The 20,199-nt window shown below is 36.1% G+C and carries 17 protein-coding genes and 1 riboswitch; of the genes, 13 read left to right on the top strand and 4 right to left on the bottom strand.

Going from position 1 to position 20,199, the window contains the following annotated elements; all coding sequences use genetic code 11:
- The first annotated feature begins 78 nt into the window (after positions 1-78).
- Positions 79-235, top strand: a riboswitch (M-box (ykoK) riboswitch).
- 331 nt (positions 236-566) lie between these two features.
- From COB47_RS03020 to COB47_RS12960, 12 genes are all read left to right on the top strand, one after another.
- Positions 567-1,820, top strand: coding sequence for a magnesium transporter (locus COB47_RS03020; protein ID WP_013289934.1), 1,254 nt, complete (start codon positions 567-569; stop codon positions 1,818-1,820).
- Between the two features lie 33 nt (positions 1,821-1,853).
- Entirely contained in the window at positions 1,854-3,101 is a 1,248-nt protein-coding gene (locus COB47_RS03025; RefSeq protein WP_013289935.1) for an Nramp family divalent metal transporter, read from the top strand.
- Between the two features lie 250 nt (positions 3,102-3,351).
- Entirely contained in the window at positions 3,352-3,840 is a 489-nt protein-coding gene (greA, locus tag COB47_RS03030; protein WP_013289936.1) for a transcription elongation factor GreA, read from the top strand.
- A 23-nt stretch (positions 3,841-3,863) separates the two neighbouring features.
- A complete protein-coding gene (gene lysS / locus COB47_RS03035; RefSeq protein ID WP_013289937.1) occupies positions 3,864-5,351 on the top strand; it encodes a lysine--tRNA ligase in 1,488 nt (495 codons plus the stop codon).
- Positions 5,352-5,486: 135 nt separating this feature from the next.
- The gene (locus tag COB47_RS03040; protein ID WP_013289938.1) at positions 5,487-6,488 is read left to right on the top strand and encodes an acyl-CoA dehydratase activase-related protein; all 1,002 of its coding nucleotides are present in this window, start codon (positions 5,487-5,489) and stop codon (positions 6,486-6,488) included.
- 2 nt (positions 6,489-6,490) lie between these two features.
- A complete protein-coding gene (locus COB47_RS03045) occupies positions 6,491-7,642 on the top strand; it encodes a 2-hydroxyacyl-CoA dehydratase (RefSeq protein WP_013289939.1) in 1,152 nt (383 codons plus the stop codon).
- Positions 7,639-8,598: an acyl-CoA dehydratase activase gene (locus COB47_RS03050; RefSeq protein ID WP_013289940.1), complete on the top strand. Its 960-nt coding sequence runs from the start codon at positions 7,639-7,641 to the stop codon at positions 8,596-8,598. Before COB47_RS03045 ends, COB47_RS03050 begins: the two co-directional genes overlap by 4 nt.
- Before the next feature lie 174 nt (positions 8,599-8,772).
- Positions 8,773-9,495, top strand: a complete 723-nt coding sequence (locus tag COB47_RS03055) for a M28 family peptidase (protein WP_013289941.1) — start codon at positions 8,773-8,775, stop codon at positions 9,493-9,495.
- 258 nt (positions 9,496-9,753) lie between these two features.
- On the top strand, positions 9,754-10,635 hold the full coding sequence (gene ilvE, locus COB47_RS03060) for a branched-chain-amino-acid transaminase (RefSeq protein ID WP_013289942.1): 882 nt from the start codon (positions 9,754-9,756) through the stop codon (positions 10,633-10,635).
- A gap of 16 nt (positions 10,636-10,651) precedes the next feature.
- Entirely contained in the window at positions 10,652-12,310 is a 1,659-nt protein-coding gene (gene ilvD / locus COB47_RS03065) for a dihydroxy-acid dehydratase (protein ID WP_013289943.1), read from the top strand.
- 27 nt (positions 12,311-12,337) lie between these two features.
- Positions 12,338-13,996, top strand: coding sequence for a biosynthetic-type acetolactate synthase large subunit (ilvB, locus tag COB47_RS03070; RefSeq protein ID WP_013289944.1), 1,659 nt, complete (start codon positions 12,338-12,340; stop codon positions 13,994-13,996).
- Between the two features lie 405 nt (positions 13,997-14,401).
- The gene (locus COB47_RS12960) at positions 14,402-14,581 is read left to right on the top strand and encodes a transposase (protein ID WP_083771548.1); all 180 of its coding nucleotides are present in this window, start codon (positions 14,402-14,404) and stop codon (positions 14,579-14,581) included.
- Here the strand turns inward: COB47_RS12960 and COB47_RS03075 are convergent.
- From COB47_RS03075 to COB47_RS03095, 4 genes are all read right to left on the bottom strand, one after another.
- On the bottom strand, positions 14,578-15,165 hold the full coding sequence (locus COB47_RS03075) for a VanZ family protein (RefSeq protein WP_013289945.1): 588 nt from the start codon (positions 15,163-15,165) through the stop codon (positions 14,578-14,580). The two genes, COB47_RS12960 and COB47_RS03075, sit on opposite strands and share 4 nt — an antisense overlap.
- 28 nt (positions 15,166-15,193) lie before the next feature.
- Positions 15,194-15,568, bottom strand: a complete 375-nt coding sequence (locus COB47_RS03080) for a hypothetical protein (protein ID WP_237698987.1) — start codon at positions 15,566-15,568, stop codon at positions 15,194-15,196.
- A 665-nt stretch (positions 15,569-16,233) separates the two neighbouring features.
- Positions 16,234-17,802, bottom strand: a complete 1,569-nt coding sequence (locus COB47_RS03085; RefSeq protein WP_237698988.1) for a transposase — start codon at positions 17,800-17,802, stop codon at positions 16,234-16,236.
- 878 nt (positions 17,803-18,680) lie between these two features.
- Positions 18,681-19,631: a glycoside hydrolase family 130 protein gene (locus COB47_RS03095; RefSeq protein WP_013289949.1), complete on the bottom strand. Its 951-nt coding sequence runs from the start codon at positions 19,629-19,631 to the stop codon at positions 18,681-18,683.
- Positions 19,632-19,779: 148 nt separating this feature from the next.
- Between COB47_RS03095 and COB47_RS03100 the strand changes: the two genes are divergently transcribed.
- Positions 19,780-20,196 (top strand): secondary thiamine-phosphate synthase enzyme YjbQ, encoded by a 417-nt coding sequence (locus tag COB47_RS03100; RefSeq protein ID WP_013289950.1) that lies wholly within the window; start codon positions 19,780-19,782, stop codon positions 20,194-20,196.
- The last annotated feature ends 3 nt before the right edge of the window (positions 20,197-20,199 follow it).

Genomic DNA, 20,199 nt, shown 5'->3' on the forward strand with positions numbered 1-20,199 from the left:
AAACATAAAATTTTTGCCGAAAAAGGCTTGATAAAAGAAAAAATTGTGCTAAAATAGAAGTTGAAAAATGAATATTGTAAGATATCTCGGTAGGCGAGGCTCCTACAGGGATATAGGCTGCTGCCGCGAAAGATTGGAGACAATCTGAGCTGGTGAACAGGTTTTGCCGAAACCAAGGCATAACCTAATGCAGCTTTTTATGCCGTGTAGTGCCAAAGCTTGTACGAGGTAGCTTTAAAAATGGCTATAAGTGTGCTTTCACCTCGTTTTTAAGCTTTGGGTGAAAGCACTTTTTGTTTTTAATAGCAATGTATAAAATTTTGCTATTGCGAAAATCTTCTTAAAGAAGGAGTTGAGAGAAAAGATGGATTCTGGTCCTGTGAGTAAGCAGGATTGGACAGCAAAAAGCAATTGTACTTTGGAATGTGGAGGGGTGCTAATTTTTCTCTGTTTGGAAGAAAATAAAGGGATAAATACACCTTTTTGCAAATAGATTTTAAAGGCTTTTAGCACCCCTCCACCAAATGACAACAAAAATGAAAATTCAAAAAAGGAGGGGTGTTAAAATGCCAAATGTCACAAGCTTTTATCTTAGCAGAGTAATCGGCAACAAGGTCTTTTCAGAAGAAAAAAAGGTTGTAGGAAGACTTTTAGACTTGGTTGTTGATGCAAGTTATATAAGACCCAAAGTAATTGCTGCGAAGGTAAAAAGTGGCGGTCAAACTCAAATTGTGGACTTTTCATTTTTCATAATCTACAAGGAGAAAGGTCAGTATGTAATTGAAACCAGGAACTTAAAACCAATTAATGTTAAAAAAGAGGACACAATCATGCTTGTTCGCCATATTCTTGATAAGCAGATTGTGGATATGAATGGCAGAAAAGTTGTAAGGGTAAATGATATAAGACTTGCAGTACTTTCTACAGGTGTTTATGTAATAGCTGTAGATATCGGCCTTGAAGGGCTTTTGAGAAGGCTTGGTCTTGCAAAACCTCTGAAAAAGGTGTTAAAACCGCTTGGTAAAAACATTCCTTCGCGTCTTATTTTATGGGATGATGTACAGCCGCTTGCTTCTCCACGACTTGATCTAAAACTTTCAACCACATATTCAAAGCTTTCTACCCTGCATCCGTCAGATTTGGCAGATATTATTGAAGAACTTGACAAAAAGACACAGGCCTATATATTTTCCACACTGGATGAAGAGAAAGCTGCAGATGTTTTGGAAGAGCTTGATGTTGAGGCACAGCGAAATGTTTTAGAAAGTCTTCCTGTTGAAAAGGCTGCAGATGTGCTTGAGAAAATGCCGGCTGATGAGGTTGCAGATATTCTGGATGAGATAAAGGAAGAAAGAGCAGAAGAACTTCTGAACGAGATGGAAAAAGAGGCATCAGAAGAAGTCAAAGAGCTTATGGAATATCCAGAAAATACAGTTGGTGCAATAATGACCACAGATTTTATTGCTTTCAAAACACATTTTACTGTTGAGCAGACAATAGAGGAGCTAAGACGATTAAAGCCTGAACCAGATGAAATTTATTATCTGTATGTTGTGGACAATGAAGAAAGGCTTTGCGGGGTTGTGTCTTTGCGTGATTTGGTAATCTCTGAGCCTCAAACACCGCTTTATGAGATAATGAACAGAGACGTAGTTTGTGTTAAAGACACTGACAATGTTAATTCTCTTGTTGAGATTATTTCAAAATATAGCCTTCTTGCTGTGCCTGTTATTGATGAGAATAAGAAGCTCATTGGAGTTGTAATTATAAACGATATTGTGTACGAACTTTTGAAGATGAAAAGAAAACTGTTGCTGTAGGCATTAGCTTGATACGAAAGAGGTGATGTAAAGATGGTACAGACGACAAAAAGCTCCAGACTGAAAAATATTCTTTTAATTTTAAGTGTAATTGGGCCAGGGCTTGTGACTGCAACAGCTGACAATGATGCATCAGGTATTGCAACATATGCAATGGTAGGTTCCATGTTTGGTTACAAGATGTTATGGGGACTTTTTCTGATAACAATAAGCTTGGCAATAATTCAAGAGATGGCAGCAAGAATGGGTGTTGTAACAGGCAAGGGACTTTCTGACCTTATCAGAGAAAATTTTGGGGTGAAAATGACATTTTTTGCAATGGTGACCCTTTTGATTGCCAACTTTACAACAACAGTTGGCGAGTTTGCAGGAATTGCAGCAAGCCTTGAAATATTTGGTATATCTAAATATATCTCAGTTCCTATTACTGCTATTTTTGTATGGTATATTATCAATAGGGGTTCGTATCGAAAAACAGAGAGGTTCTTTTTAGGGCTTATGGTAATCTATGTTAGCTATATAATTTCAGGATTTTTGGCAAAACCGGATTGGAAAGAGGTATTCAAAAATACATTTTTACCCTCGTTTAGTTTTGAGCCCAATTTTGTATTGATTTTTATTGCTATGATAGGAACAACAATAACACCGTGGATGCAGTTTTATTTGCAGTCATCTGTTGTGGATAAAGGGGTTGATGTTAAAAACCTTAAGTACCAGCGATGGGATGTATTTTTGGGAGCCTTCTGGACAGACTTTATTGCGTTTTTCATAGTTGTTGCAACAGCAGCAACACTTTACAAACATGGGGTTAGTATTGAAACGGCAGAAGATGCAGCAAAAGCATTGGAGCCGTTTGCAGGGAAATATGCATCAGCTCTTTTTGCAATAGGACTTTTTGGTGCGTCGCTTTTAGGTGCATTTATTTTGCCGCTTTCAACAGCATATGCAATCACTGAAGCATTTGGCTTTGAAAATGGACTTGACAAGAAATTCAAAGAAGCCCCTGCGTTTTATGGGATAATACTTTTTTTTATTATAATAGGTGCTGGAATAATTTTATTTCCCAATATACCATTGATTAAACTTATGATAATAGCTCAGGAGATAAATGGAATTTTACTTCCAATAATTCTTATTTACATGCTCAGGCTTACAAATGACAAAGAAATTATGGGCGAGTATGTGAACTCAAAAGTATTTAATATAATTGCATGGTTAACAGTTGTGTTCATAATAATTTTGACGCTAATTTTACTTGTACAACCGTTTTTGAATATATAGACACCTTTAAGATTGTTTGGCTTTGTTTTCGAATAAAAAGTCTTTAAAATATTCCTGTTAATTTTAGCCACAGATAGTTTTTATTTAAAGACTATCTGAGGGCTTTTCTTTTTCTTTACTTGACACAAAGCATTTCTTGTTTTATAATTGACAAAAGTTAAAATGTACAAGCATAAATTGAAGTGGTTTGAATTAAAATTAATCATAAAAAATAAAGTCTATTTTCTTTATTGAAAAAGGGGAGGAAAAAATGGCAAGAGAAATGGATACAGCAAAATATCAACTTTCTCGTGAAGCATATGAAAAGTACTTAAAAGAACTTGAAAATTTGAAGACAGTCAAGAGGAAAGAGGTTGCAGAAAAGATAAAGGTTGCACGTTCGTTTGGAGACCTTTCAGAAAACTCCGAGTATGATGAGGCAAAAGCAGAACAGGCAGCAGTTGAAGAAAGAATTGCATATTTGGAACAACTCATTAATAATGCTAAGATTATTGATAAAGATGAAGTTTCAACTGATTTTGTTGGAATTGGCACAAACGTAAAAATTCAGAATTTGGATACTGGAGATGTATTTGAATATTCAATAGTTGGGTCAAAGGAAGCAGATCCTCTGAACTTTAAGATTTCTGATGAGTCGCCGGTTGGAAAGGCTTTGGTTGGGAAGAAAGTTGGAGATGTTGTTGAGGTTAATGTACCTGCAGGAAAGTTCAGATATAAGATACTTGAGATATCAAAATAAAAAGACGGAGTTGGTGAGAAGGGATGCAGGATTTTGAGTTTACACAGGATGAGCTAAACGAGCAGATACAAAACAGGATAAAAAAACTTCGAGAACTTCAGCAGAATAAATACAATCCATATGAAAAGGTAAAATACGACCCGACACATTATTCTACTGATATTAAAGAGAACTTTGACCAGTTTGAAGGTAAGTTTGTCTGTGTTGCAGGAAGAATGCTTTCAAAAAGAGGTCATGGTAAGGCTTCGTTTGTGGATATTTTGGACACAAAAGGGAAAATCCAGATTTATATAAAGATTGATGAAGTTGGAGAAGAAAAGTATCAAGAGTTCAAAGAGTATTATGATATTGGAGATATAATAGGGGTAAAAGGTGAGGTTTTCAAGACTCACAAAGGTGAGGTCTCAATAAAAGCAAAAGAGATTGAGATGCTCACCAAGTGTTTGCGACCACTTCCTGAAAAGTGGCATGGACTTAGAGATGTTGATACAAGGTATAGAAAAAGGTATCTTGACCTGATTGTAAATCCTCAGGTTCGGGATACTTTTATTAAAAGAAGCTTGATAATCCGTTCAATCCGTAAATTTTTAGATGACAGAGGATTTTTGGAGGTAGAAACTCCTGTTTTGAGCCCTATTGCAGGTGGTGCTGCTGCAAGACCGTTTATTACACATCATAACGCGCTTGATATTGATTTATATTTGAGAATTGCAACAGAGCTTCACTTAAAAAGACTTATAGTTGGTGGTTTTGACAAAGTATACGAGCTTGGTCGTGTGTTTAGAAATGAAGGTATTTCAATAAAACACAATCCTGAATTCACAACAATTGAGATTTACCAGGCGTATGCTGATTATAAAGATATGATGGATTTAACAGAAGAGCTTATCACCACAGTTGCACAGGAAGTTTTGAGTACATTAAAAATAACATATCAAGGACAGGAGATTGACCTGACACCACCATGGCAAAGACTTACTATGGTTGAAGCAATCAAAAAGTATGTTGGTGTGGACTTTGAAAATGTTTCTTCGTTGGATGAAGCAAGAAAAATTGCTAAAGATCTTGGGATTGAGGTTGAGGAAAACTGGCAGGTAGGTCATATTATTAATGAGGTGTTTGAGAAAAAGGTTGAGGATTTTCTTATCCAGCCAACGTTTATAATGGACTATCCGGTTGAAGTTTCTCCGCTTGCAAAGCGCAAAAAAGATAATCCACAGTTTACAGAGAGGTTTGAGCTTTTTATCACTTGCAGGGAAATTGCAAACGCATTTTCTGAGCTAAACGACCCGTTTGACCAGAAAGAGAGATTTTTAGAGCAGCTTAAAGAAAGGCAGAGAGGCAACCAGGAAGCGCATATGATGGATGAGGATTTTATAGAAGCACTTGAGTACGGCATGCCGCCGACAGGTGGGCTTGGAATAGGAATTGACAGGCTGGTTATGCTTCTGACAGATTCATATTCAATTAGAGATGTGTTACTTTTCCCAACAATGCGACCGAAGGATTAGTAATTAATAAAAGAGGAAGGGGCAGTTTTGTTTATTTTTTGAAAAAGCTGCCCCTTTTTTTATAATACTATAATCTTTTAATTGTGCTATAATAGTAAGGGAAGGTAAAATGGGAAAGAAGGAGACTTAAATAGTATGAAAATTGCGATTCCACATTCGCTTTTATATTATTACTATTTCCCTTTATGGGATACATTTTTCAAAGAGCTCGGGTTTGAGGTTGTGGACACAGGACCAACAACCAAGGGTATTCTTGATAAAGGTTCAAAGGCGGCTGTTGCTGACATTTGTGCGCCTATCAAAATATTTACAGGACATGTTATTGAGGGGCTGAATGTAGCTGATTATGTCTTTGTTCCAAGGTTTGCGAGGATAAAAAAGCCGGAATATTTTTGTCCAAAGTTTATGGGGCTTCCAGACATAATTGAGGGAACGGTAGAAGAAAGTAAAGGAAGAGTTATCTCACCCATAATAAATGAAAAAAACAACGAGAATATAAGCTCGCCAAAGATTTATGAAATGTTGACAGAGATGTTTGGGTTTTCTCACAGGGAAATAAGACTTGCTATGAGAAAGGCAGAAGAGGTTTTTAAAAGATTTAAAAACCTTATGAACAAAGGGCTTTCGTGTGACAAAGCACTTGATAGTTACAGAAGAGGTATATGGGAAGAGAATTTAAAAAAGGTAAAAAAAGATGGTGATATAACAATTGCTGTTTTAGGATATGTATATGACGTGTATGATTCTTTCATAAGCATGGATGTTATAAAAAAACTTGAAGCCTTAGGTGTAAATATAAAAACGTTTGAGATGGTACCCCAAGAGGTTGCATATAACAATTTAAAACACTACAGGAAAAGGCTTTTCTGGACGTTTTCAAACAGGGTACTTGGCGCAGGTCTTCATTATCTAAAAGATCCAGAGGTGGATGGTGTAATCCATGTAACTGCTTTCGGATGTGGACCTGATGCAATTGTTGGAAGATTTTTGCAGTACGAAAGCGATGTTGCTGGAAAGCCTTTTACCACTTTAAGAGTGGATGAACACACAGGCGAAGGGCATATGATCACAAGAATAGAAGCTTTTGTTGACATGCTCAGGCGAAAAAAGTGGGCAAAATTGTCGGAGGTATTGTAAAAATGAAAGTATCTTTTCCATACATGGGTTCTGCAATAGTATACAAAAAGCTTTTTGAGTTTTTGGAACATGAAGTGATAATGCCACCAAAACCAACACAGAGGACCATGGACCTTGGTGTCAAATACTCACCAGAGTTTGCTTGCATTCCTCTTAAAATGGTCATGGGCACGTATTTAGAAGCAATTGAAAAGGGAGCAAAGGTGCTTGTCACATCTGGTGGTCATGGTCCGTGCAGAGCAGGGTTTTATGGCGACACTCACAGAAATATATTGAAATCTCTTGGCTATGACGATGTTGAGCTTATAATTTTCGATGCTCCACAGGATAACTGGAGGGCATTTTTCAGGAACGTTCAAAAAATCCGAAATGGAGTTCCATGGCATAAGGTCATAAACAGGATGTACACGTTATACAGATTTGTCCAGAAACTTGATGAGCTTGAGAAAATGGTTCAAAAAATAAGACCATATGAAATCAACAAAGGGCAAACGACTCAGGTTTGGAATCAAATCCAAGAAAAGTTTGACAAAATAAAGACAAGAAAAGAACTGTACAGAGTTTATGAAGAATGCAAGCAAATGCTTCTTAGTATTCCGACAAGAAAAGTTGAAGAAAAAGACAGAATAAGAGTTGGAATTGTGGGAGAAATTTATGTTGTTATGGAAAGTTCTATCAACTTCGGGATAGAAGAGATTTTGGGCAATCTTGGAGTTGAAGTTGAGAGGAGCTTGTATCTTTTTGAGTGGATAAATGACAATCTGGTCCCATGGATTTTAAGACCCAAGAGGTTTAAAGAGATTATAAAAAAGGGCCAAAGATATATCAAGATTTTGATTGGTGGTCATGCGGTTGAAACAGTGGGCCATATTATAGACTTTAAAGAGAGAGGTTTTGATGGGATTGTTCATCTTATGCCCTTTGCATGTTTGCCAGAACTTGTAACCCAGAGTTTAATTCCAAAGATATCAAAAGAAGTTGACATTCCAATTCTATCGCTTCCAATAGATGAGCAAACAGGGAAGGCAAATATGCTCACCAGAATAGAAGCTTTTATTGATCTTTTGAAAAATAGGAAAAAAGGGAAGACAAAAGAGGTCTTTATTGACAATGTACAAGAACATGTTGAGGAAGAAAGGGTTGTAATGGTATGAAGGAAATCTACATAGGGGTTGACGTGGGTTCTGTTTCAACTAACGTTGTTGCCATTGATAGAAATGTAAATGTCCTTTTTAAGACGTATATAAGGACAAACGGACAGCCTATAGATTCTGTCAAAGAAGGTGTAAAGCAGTTAAAAGAGACTCTTGGAGATGTAGAGGTTTTAGGAGTAGGTACAACTGGGTCGGGAAGACAGCTTGCAGGTGCTATCTTGGGTGCTGACGTTGTGAAGAACGAAATTACAGCCCATGCAACAGCGACAATTCATTTTGTGCCAGATGTGAGAACTATTTTTGAGATAGGCGGTCAGGACTCTAAAATAATAATTATAAAAGACCAGATGGTTGTAGATTTTGCAATGAACACTGTATGCGCTGCAGGCACAGGTTCGTTTCTGGACCATCAGGCAGAAAGACTCAAAATTCCTATTGAGCAGTTTGGTGATTTGGCACTTTCTGCTACACGGCCAGTTCGAATTGCGGGAAGATGCACAGTGTTTGCAGAGTCTGACATGATTGCAAAGCAGCAGTTTGGCTTTTCAAAAGCTGAGATAATAAGAGGGCTTTGCGATGCTCTTGTGAGAAATTATTTGAACAATGTCGGAAGAGGCAAGAATTTAGAACCGCCATTTGTTTTTCAAGGTGGTGTTGCAGCAAACAAGGGTATAAGGGCAGCTTTTGAAAGAGAACTGCAAAGTGAGGTTATTGTACCTGAACATTTCAATGTGATGGGGGCAATAGGTAGCGCCATTTTAGCAAAAGATTACATTGAAAAGACAAATGCAAAAACAAATTTCAGGGGGTTTGACGCTGCTGATATTGACTTTTCAACATCATCTTTTGAATGCAAGGGTTGTTCGAACAGGTGCGAGGTTGTGAAAGTGTCAATGGAAGGCAAGGTCATTGCAATGTGGGGTGACAGGTGCGGCAAATGGACAAATTCGCTGTAAGTTCTCCAGCAGCAAAGCCATGGAAGGCCTGTTCCATGGCTTTGAGTTTTTTACGGCCAGGTTTATTTTTCTATTTAAAAAGTGATATAATAAAAATAGAAAAATAATTCTTGGTAAGAAGGTTTTAATCATGTCAGAGGGGTAAAGGATTATATAAGGTCAATTCTTTTGAAGATGTGTGCTTTAGAGTCATATCCGGGTAAGGAAGAGGAGTTAAAAGAGTTTGTTGAAAATGAACTTTCTGAGATGCTCATCTTTTACGACGATGATGTTAAAAACAATCTCTTTGGTGAAAGAGGAAAAAACCCCAAAGTGCTTTTGAATGCCCATCTTGATTCATATGGGGCAGAATATTTGGGTAAAAATTGGTTGTTTGAGGTAATTTATGATGAGAAAACAGACAAAATAAAAGGAAATGGAATACGTCCTATAGGTGCTGATGACAGGTGTGGTATTGCTATAATCTTAGCTCTTTTGAGGTTTACTGATTATCAATTCAAGTTTCTTTTTACTACATCTTGTGAAGATGAACATCAGGGTGTGAAGTTCTTTATTGAGAATCATCCAGAATTTTTCAAAGGAGTAAACCTTGTGATTGGTCTTGACAGAAGAGGGTTTGGGGATGTTGTCTGCAGCTATGGTGGGAAGGATGTATGTTTTAAAAATGAATGTGTTGACAAAGTGATTGAGATAGGAAAATCCTTAGGAATTCCTGCAAAAAGGGAAAAAAGTCCTCATGTTGCTGATATAAGGTTTATTGCAGACAGGTTTGGAATTAGCAGTTTTTGTCTTTCTGTTGGGTATTATAACCCTCACACAACATCTGAGTATGCTGTTTTGGATGAGGTTGTCAAGGCATATGAATGGATGTGCAAAATCTTAGAAAGTGTTCAATAGGCTATTTTATCAACTTTCAAAAAGGACCTTTTAAAAAGGTCCTTTTTTGTTATTGTAATTTTTCTTTTGCTCAAGTATAATGTATAAAAAATGATTATTTATGTATCATTTAATTAGTTATAGGCGAAAAAATCATTTTAAAAACCAGACAGTTTTATAAAAAACATGTCGACAAAGCTTTTTAAGTATAATACAATAAATAATTAATCCTTTTTTGCTCATTTCAAAATAATATACACATAGGGGGAAATGCTTCAGATGGAGGAAAAACTAATATATATCGATGGAGAATTTTACAAGAAGTCAGAAGCCAAAATTTCAGTGTTTGATCATGGTTTTTTGTATGGAGATGGAGTATTTGAAGGTATAAGGGTCTATAACGGCAAGATTTTTAAATGCAAAGAACATGTGGACAGGCTTTATCAGGCAGCAAAAGCAATCTATATGGAAATTCCAATCTCAAAAGAAGAGATGATCGAAGCTCTAAAGAAAACTTGCAGGATAAACAATATCAGGGAAGGATATATCAGGCTTGTTGTGTCGCGAGGGGTGGGTGATTTAGGTCTTTCTCCAACAAAGTGTCCAAAACCGACAATTGTAATAATTGCTGATTCAATTGTTTTATATCCACAAGAAATGTATGAAAAAGGGATGAAGGTAATAACTGCATCAACAAGAAGAAATAGTCCTCAGTGTGTAGACCCACAGATAAAGTCGCTAAATTACTTAAACAATATCTTAGCAAAGATTGAAGCAAACAGAGCAGGTGTGCCTGAGGCTATAATGCTTACCCAAGATGGTTATGTAACAGAGTGCACTGGCGACAATATCTTCATTGTAAAAGATGGTGAGCTTATTACACCACCTGTTTACCTTGGTGCTTTGGATGGAATTACAAGAAGAACTGTTATGGCTTTGGCAAAAGATTTGGGAATACCTGTGTATGAAAAGATATTTACACTCTACAACCTTTACAATGCTGATGAGTGCTTCTTTACAGGAACTGCAGCAGAGGTTATTGCTGTGACTGAAGTTGACGGTAGAAAAATTGGAAATGGAGAGGTTGGACCTATCACAAAGAAGCTTATGGAAGAGTTCAAAAAGCTTACTCAGATAGATGGTGTTGATATATATGAGTAAGGAGATGAAAGAAAAGATGAGAAGTGATATTGTCAAGAAAGGATTTGAAAAGGCTCCTCAGCGTTCGCTTTTCAAAGCAATGGGATACACTGATGAAGAGATAAGAAGACCACTTATTGCAGTTGTAAATTCATGGAATGAAGTTGTCCCCGGGCACATTCATCTTGATAGGATTGCAGAGGCAGTGAAAGCAGGTATCAGGCTTGCCGGCGCAACTCCAATGGAGTTTAACGTCATCGGTGTGTGTGATGGTATTGCAATGGGTCACATTGGCATGAAATATTCGCTCATCACAAGAGAGCTCATTGCAGATTCAATCGAGGCAATGGTGATGGCACATCAGTTTGACGGCATGGTCTTGATTCCAAACTGCGACAAAATCGTCCCTGGAATGCTCATGGCAGCAGCAAGGGTAAATATTCCAGCTATTTTAGTAAGCGGTGGACCTATGCTTGCAGGAAAGATTGGTGATAAGGTGTGTGACCTTAACTCTGTATTTGAAGGTGTGGGTGCATACTCTGCAGGCAAGATTTCTGAAGAAGATTTATATGCCTTAGAAGAAAATGCATGTCCTGGCTGTGGTTCATGCTCTGGGATGTTTACAGCAAACACGATGAACTGTTTGAGCGAGGCTTTGGGGCTTGCTCTTCCTGGAAATGGAACAATTCCAGCTGTCATGGCAGCACGAATTCGTCTTGCTAAAATGGCAGGAATGAAGATTGTTGAGCTTGTTGAAAAGGATATAAAACCGTCTGATATTTTAACTCCTGAGGCTTTTGAAAATGCCTTAGCAGTTGACATGGCGCTTGGGGGCTCAACAAACACTATCTTGCATCTTCCTGCTATTGCAAATGAAGTTGGAATAAAGTTAAACCTTGATATAATAAACGCTATAAGCGACAGAACACCAAACCTGTGCAAACTCTCACCGGCAGGACAACATCATATCGAGGACCTTTACTTTGCAGGCGGCGTTCAGGCTGTTATGAATGAGCTGTCAAAAAAGGGGTTGATCCAGTTACATCTTATGACAGTTACAGGCAAAACAGTTGGTGAGAATATTAAAGATGCAAATGTTAAGAATTACAATGTCATAAGACCAATTGACAATCCATATTCTGAAACAGGCGGGCTTGTGATTGTGAGGGGTAACCTTGCACCGGATGGTGCTGTTGTCAAAAAAAGTGCTGTGCCGCCAAAGTTATTGAGGCACAGAGGACCTGCGCGCGTGTTTGAGAGCGGTGAAGAGGTGTTTGAGGCAATCTTGAAAGGGAAGATCCAAAAAGGAGATGTTATTGTTATAAGATATGAAGGGCCAAAGGGCGGACCTGGTATGAGAGAAATGCTATCTCCAACATCGGCACTGGCAGGAGTTGGGCTAATTGAAGATGTTGCACTGATAACTGATGGCAGATTTTCTGGGGCGACAAGAGGTGCATGTTTTGGTCATGTATCGCCGGAGGCAGCAGAAAGGGGACCAATTGCAGTGGTTCAAGATGGAGATATAATTTCAATTGACATAGAAAACAAAACTCTTACCTTGGAAGTTCCTGAAGAAGAGATAAAAAGAAGGCTTGAAAACCTTCCACCATTTGAGTCAAAGGTAAAAAAAGGGTATCTTTACAGATACTCAAAGCTTGTCAGATCTGCTTCTACCGGTGCTATACTTGAATAAAAAATCTTATTTGGGGGTTGTTGGGTTTTGAAATTGACAGGAGCAGAGATTATAATCGAATGTTTAAAAGAACAGGGAGTAAATGTCATCTTTGGGTATCCGGGCGGTGCTGCTCTTAATATATATGATGCTCTTTACAAACATCAGAATGAAATAAAACATTATCTAACATCGCATGAACAGCACGCATCCCACGCTGCAGATGGATATTCAAGAGCATCCGGAAAGGTTGGTGTGGTTTTTACTACCTCAGGACCTGGTGCAACAAACATTGTGACAGGTATTGCAACAGCGTACATGGACTCTGTGCCGGTTGTGGCAATTACTGGTCAGGTGCCAACTAATTTGCTTGGTAAAGATTCTTTCCAAGAGGTCGATATTACAGGTATTACCATGCCTATTACAAAGCACAATTTCATTGTCAAGGATGTCAATACACTTGCAGATACCATCAGACGTGCGTTTGAGATCGCGCAAAGTGGAAGACCGGGACCTGTTTTGGTTGATGTATGCAAAGATGTGACAGCAGCATATGCTGAATATGAAAAAAAAGAGCCAAAGAAAATCAAGAAAAAAGTTTTTGCAACACAAGAGGAGATTGAAAAGGCAATTGAGCTTATAAATTCAAGTCAAAGACCTTTTATCTGCTCAGGTGGCGGTGTTATTTCATCAGAAGCATCTGAAGAGCTTATTGAATTTGTGGAAAAAATAAACGCACCTGTTGCAACAACCCTTATGGGTGTTGGAGGTTTTCCGTCAACGCATCCGAACTATACAGGACTTGTTGGGATGCACGGCACACGTGCTTCTAACTATGCAGTGTCACACTGCGACCTTTTGATTGCTGTTGGTGCAAGGTTTTCAGATAGGGTAATAAGCAAGGTTGACAGATTTGCACCAAATGCAAAGATTATTCACATTGATATTGACCCAGCTGAGATTGACAAAAACGTTAGCACTGATATTGCACTTGTTGGCGATGTGAAACAGATATTGAAAATATTAATTGAGAATATTCAAAAGAAAACAAATACAGAGTGGATAGATATGATTTACGAGTGGAAGAAAAACTATCCTTTAAGTTATCCTGAGGATGGAAAACTTCATCCACAGTATATTGTGGAAAGGATTTCTGCTCTTACAAACAACGATGCAATAATCACAACAGAGGTTGGACAAAACCAGATTTGGGCAGCACAGTTTTACAAATACCAAAGACCAAGACAGTTTATTTCCTCTGGTGGTCTTGGCACCATGGGCTATGGCTTTGGTGCGGCAATTGGAGCAAAGATAGCAAGGCCGGACAAAGTAGTCATTGACATTGCAGGTGATGGCAGCTTTAGAATGAACTGTGGTGAGCTTGCAACAGCTGTGCACTACAATATACCTGTGATAGTTGCACTGCTTAACAATGGCGTTTTAGGAATGGTTCGCCAGTGGCAGGACCTTTTCTATGGCAAGAGATTTTCACAGACAACCTTAGACAGGCCGCCAGATTTTGTAAAACTTGCAGATGCATACGGTGCACTTGGTATCAGAGTTACATCACCAGATGAGGTTGACAGTGCTATTTTAAAGGCGTTAGAAGCAGGAAGACCAACTGTGATTGACTTTGTAATTGACAAAGACGAAAAAGCTCTTCCAATTGTCCCACCCGGTGCGCCAATTGATGAGATTATTGATTAGAAAAGACCAATAAATGGAGTATGATTTTTTACAGCGTTTTTTGTATTGATTATTATAGCGCGGAAATATATCAAAAAATAATAAGGTAGGAGAAGAATAGTAGAATATTATATTACCGGTATTTTTTATCTTTTTGGTTTTGGGAATTATAGATTAATTTGACTTGAAAAAAGTACTTTTAATGAGATAGCAGTATTCTTATTTGTTTTATATTTATTATATTTAAACACAATAATAACATACAAATACAAAAAAGAATAAATACATTAAAATGTAAAGTTAGAAAATCAAGTTCAAAATAAAAATAAAGATAAGAGGGGCATTTCACAAAAAATTTGAAAAGCCCCTCTTTTAACTATTAAATATCCAAAAAGATTGTTGTCAATATTATCATTTTAACGATGAATTGATTGCTTACAAAACAAATTAGTTGCATATTTTGGTTTAACCCTCTCGGTAGTTCAATCATGGCAATTTGTTGGCACGAAGAACAAAATATCAAAAAGAAGTTCAGAAATATTGCGAAGAGTATTGTTCTGCGGTAAAAAATATATTCAAAATTTTTTAAAAACCTCTGGCTTTTAATTAGCTGGTCTTTTTTTGTTATTAAAAAAGTTTTTTATTTGGGGTATGTTGAATATCAAGATTCCTGTAAGATAACCAAGTAAATTAATTATAATGTCTAAAATATCAAATACACCCCTTTTTGTTAAAAACTGTAACAATTCAACTACTATAATCCATACTAAAAAAATAAAAATTGTGATTTTTGGTTTATTTTTTATTCTAAAAGAAAGGTAAAAACCAGCTGGCAAATACAAAATGAAGTTTTCAATTATTTGAGATAAACTATAATTAATTATTTCATTTAAATTAAAGTTGATGTAATGTTCTGATCTGCTTATCCGGAAAAAGCTAAGCGAAATAACCAAAACAATATAACTGATAAATAAAATATCTAACATGAAATAATATAATTTTCCGTTAAATATAAGATGCAAGAGAGAAAACAGTAAAATAGCTACAAAGACTCTCAAAAATATAAAGCTAAATGCTTCAATTGAAAAATGTAACCAGATATCATCTAAAATATAATAACATAAAAACATTGACAAAACAAGAGAACATATAACTATAGATGCATTTTTTAAGATTTCTTTAAGTTTCATAATGGTCCCCCTGCTAAAATTTCTAATATTACTTATCGTCATATACAATACCATCAAAATCTACATTATCTTTATAAGTGGACTGGAAGTATATTTTATAAGTTCCGTCAGAAAGCTCAGTAAATGGAAGTGTATAATATGATGTATCATTTGGACTAACTTGAATTGTTTGAGCTTTATTACTTACAGCCTTGTATCCCAACCATTCTTTTTTAAGAGGAGTTAATTTCATTTCAGCATATGTCCCAGTATTCCATCGAGTTGATTTAGTTATTCTGTGATAACAATAAAAATCACCTTTTGTAATTGTAAAACTGTCAACAGATTCTTTGCCGACATCAGTAAATCCTGTTCCTTGATAAGTGTCTAATTTATTTGATAGTGCAAAGACAATGTTGGTCATTAATGGTAAGCAAAATATTGCAGTTAAAGTAAGAATAATAAGATAGACTTGTTTCTTGTTATACATTGGCAATCACATACCTTTCTATTTTTAGTTATTATAAAAAATTTTTGTTGCTATTATTATATACTCTAATATTGATGAAGTCAACAACATATACCAGTGATTTAGCAACAATGCTGTAAGAATGTATAAATATCTATCTAAGTATATTAAACTAAATCAATACATTGTGTAAAAAATATTATTCTGTTAGGTTATAACAGGAATTTGGAAATAAAATATAGTTTTAATGATAAACCATTTACAATTGAATTTTCAAAATTTCAAATGTGATAAACTAACAAATAATTATAGATTGCTCTATAAAAAATAATTATTTTTATCTTTCAGTTAGGAGAAAGCTAATTTATTATGTTTCAACAACAGAAATGAGTGTTAATAGCAAACGACAAAGTAGTAGAATGGTATTTAATGTAAAGATTTTAAGAAACAAAAAATATTAAATGATTCTAGTGTAAAAACTCAATTTTAGAATCTGCTTTTCTGTACTTTGAAAATTTATTCAGGTAAATTGTGGTAATTTATACCTGTGACAACAAAAATCCAGTCTAAAATCTGTCGAGAAAAACTTATGTATTACCTTTATAATACGTTATTACCATTTATTGTACCAATACGGGCGCACTTCCCCCCTGGCTCTCTCCAATAGCTTTTTTAGCTCGCTCCAACATGTATCTTGCAAAACGCTTAAAATTCTGGGCCAATACCTTTAAACCTACGTTTACTCTACATTTTACAAGTCCCCTTACTCGAAGTTTCGAAAGACCATGACCCCTCTTCAAGGCTGAATTAGTACCTTCTATTGCTGCTCTTTTGCTCTTGTTTCCCTCACACCTGCATTCTATCTTTTCCCGTTGTTTGGCTGCTTCTATCGATTTTAGATTTACCCTCACCACATAATCTTTTTTCTGCTCTTTGCAATAACATTGATTTTTTAATTCACACTTTGCACAGGCTTCTTTTGGAAAATGGGCTACCGTCTGCCCCTTCTTAACACTTGCATGGATGGGTATTATTCCCCTTGGGCATTTTTTTATCACTTTCGTCTCTTCATCTATTTCATATTCGCTCACTGACATCCTAACAGGCTTCCTACCGTTTAAATCAGTAAAATGAACTTCTACACAGTTCTCTTTTGCAATTTGTACTACTTCTTTGGAGTAATAACCACCGTCTACATAGACTTCTTGACATTTTGTATTCTGTTTTACAATAGGTAGTCTCTCTTTTAAAAGCTCTACATCACTCTTTACGTTCTTTTCTACCGTATAGTCTGTTATGAGCTGAAAAGAATTTTCTTTTGCACAGGTTTCGCTAAGGTTTAAAACATATCCGCTTTCAGCTTTGTTCCCCTTCTTGCGATAAGTAGCATCCTCATCATATGCTGACTGAAGAGAATCGCTGGGTATACTTTTGCTATCTTTGGCCTTGAGCTTCTTGGTTTGTTCGTCGTAGTACGCCTGTTCCGACAAAAATCTTTCAAGGATCCTATACGCATCGGAGTTTTTTAGTTCAGAAATGTTTTCAATTGTTTCTTTTGTTTCTTGGCAAAGATTCAAGAGCATTTCCAGCCTGCTTTCGCCTTCTGAAGGCTTGGTTTTGTGTATCACTTCTGCCCTAAATTCAGGGTTGAGAACTTTTTTTAGGTTCTCTGAAAGTCTGTCTTCAGGAATGGATTTTACTGCCCTGTAAAGTACATCAAAGGCAAGGGCAACTCTTCCTGCTTTTTTGATGTTTGACATGAACATGGTGGAGTCCATCCGCTGTTCTTTCATGTATATACCTGCTTCTTTGGCAAAAATCATGGTAAGATTTAAAAACTGCCCGAATATTAAGTCCTCTTGTTCAGGATGTTTTATGAGGTATTTGTATATCCTTGTTCTAAAGTCATACAAGGTTTTCTCTGAAAGGTTCATACCTCCTAAGGTCCTTATTCCTACAGCATAATTTATCAGGTAATTGAAGTTGAAATTTTCGATAAGTTCATCATCAGAGTAGTTTTTAAGGTGTTTTATGTATTCCAAGGAAAGAAGTATGTTAACCAGGAAGTTAGCCCTTCCTGTATCACTGTATAAAACTGAAAAGGGTTTTTCATCGATGTTGCAGAACACGTATTTATAAAATATGGGAGCCCATGATTTCTCAAGTTTAGCCTTTATCCTTGAATCCATGAAGTTAACACTTTCAAATAATGATTGTTGGAGATGGTTGTTATTTTCTCTAAACAAGTACAACACCCCATTTGTTGTAATTTTTGCTTCTTTGATTCTAACATAATTCTATAAAAATTTGTACTACATATATTTTTATGTTTATTTATTCAATCCTGTTTTATATTTATACTTTTTCATAAAGAAAAAAGACTTTTTACACCAGAATCAAATTATAGTTTTGAATAACAATAACACTTATTAGAATGAAATGATTTTTTTGCTGCAAGAAACTATTAATAAAAATGTAATGTAAACAGCTGATTTTACTTTGCTTTTTTATGACTATGAATAGTTGAACATTTCTGCATATAGTTTATAGTAAAGGTTTGTTTGAGTATTCATCTAAACAAAAAAGGAAATTTTTGTGACATCTTTTTGAAAAGAATTAAAAGAGAAACACCTTTCACTAATTTATCAAAAATCATTTTGTTCGTGGGGCAATTGTGAGATGGAAAGTTTATGGTAAATAAGTTTTTTAAAAATGGATGGATAAACTTATGAATGGAGCATGGTTTTTTACAGCATTTGTAGTATTGATTATTATAGTGCGAGAATATATCAAAAGTTATAAAGTAGGAGGGGAACTAGTAGGATATTATATACCAGTATTTTTTATCTTTTTGGTTTTAGGGATTATAGATTTATTTAACTTAAAAAGAGTACCTTTAATGAGATGGCAATATTTTTATTTGTTTTATATTTATTGCATTTAATCACAACAATAACATACAAATACAAAAAGAATAAATACATTAAAAGGTAAAGTTAAAAAATCAAGTTAAAAATAAAAATAAGAATAAAAGGGGCTTTTCACAAAAATTTTGAAGAGCCCCTTTTTATTTCACCTGCAAATCCCCTTCAATTAGTATAGACAAAATCTGGTCAATCTCAGCAAAAGCAAGAGCAATGCAAGAGTCTGCAGCTCCATAGTAAAGATAGATTTGGTTGTCTTCCACAATTGCTCCACAGGTAAACACAACATTGTTTACATCCCCGATTCTTTCATATACCTCTTGGGGTGATAGCAGCCACTCAGGACATCTCTTTTTAACCTTTGCAGGGTTTTCTAAGTCCAAAAGTGCAGCACCAAGCCTGTAAATTGGTCCTGAAGGCATCATCTTAACACCATGGTAGATAATGAGCCAGCCTTCAGGTGTTTTTATTGGCACAGCTCCCGCACCAACCTTAAAGCCGTCCCACCAAGGCCCTCCTTTTTCAACAAGCACAACCTCATGGTTTCCCCAGTGAATTAAATCTGACGAATATGCAATCCAGATGTGTTCGATGTCCCCTGCAACAGGTCTGTGAAGCATGGCGTACCTACCGTTAATTTTTTCAGGAAACAAAACTGCATCTTTGTTGTTGGGAGGATAAATTAATCCCATTTTTTCAACTTTTTTAAAGTTCTTTGTTCTTGCAAGTGCAACTGCAGGACCATAACGAGAGTATGCAGTATAGGTTATATAGTAGTAGTCATCTTCAGGAATATAGGTTATTCGTGGATCTTCGCAGCCAAACTCTTCGTATATGAACACTGTGGGTTGGGGATAAATCAGAGGTGACTTTTCAATCTTCCAGTTAGTTTTACCATCGCTACTGCGTGCTACAGTTAAATGTGATTTCCCCTGTCTGTCTTCAACTCTCAAAAGCAGTAGGTACTCATTTTTATACTTTATAGCGCCTGCGTTGAAGACTGCGTTTGCTGAATACGGTATATCATATACTGTGATTATTGGATTTCCACTGTAGCGCGTAAATATGTCCTTTTTTGCAAAGACCTTTTTCATATTAAAATCCCCCCACAAATAAAATTATTTATACATTGAAATATACCACATTTGATATTGAATAATTACAAAAAAATTATGTAAAATATCTTTGGAAATCTGTCAAGGGAGTCAAACAGGTTTTTGAGAAAGAGGTGAAAAAGATAAAATGAGAACATACAGAAAAGAGCTGTGGTTTGAAATACCAACAAGAAGAGCATTTGTAAACATCACAGACACTCTTCAAAAGTGTGTTGATGAAAGTGGTATAAAAGAAGGGCTTTTACTTTGCAATGCCATGCACATAACAGCAAGTGTGTTTATAAACGACGATGAGCCAGGTCTTCACAAAGATTTTGAAATCTGGCTTGAAAAGCTTGCACCTGAAAAACCTTATTCTCAGTACCACCACAACGTCGGTGAAGACAATGCAGATGCCCACCTTAAAAGAACTATCATGGGAAGAGAAGTTGTGATTGCTATAACAAATGGCAAACTTGACTTGGGTCCGTGGGAACAGGTGTTTTATGGAGAGTTTGATGGAAAAAGAAAAAAGAGAGTACTTGTGAAAATTATTGGGGAGTAAGGC

Origin of the sequence: Caldicellulosiruptor obsidiansis OB47 (assembly GCF_000145215.1) — a bacterium.
Taxonomy (GTDB): Bacteria; Bacillota; Thermoanaerobacteria; order Caldicellulosiruptorales; family Caldicellulosiruptoraceae; genus Caldicellulosiruptor; species Caldicellulosiruptor obsidiansis.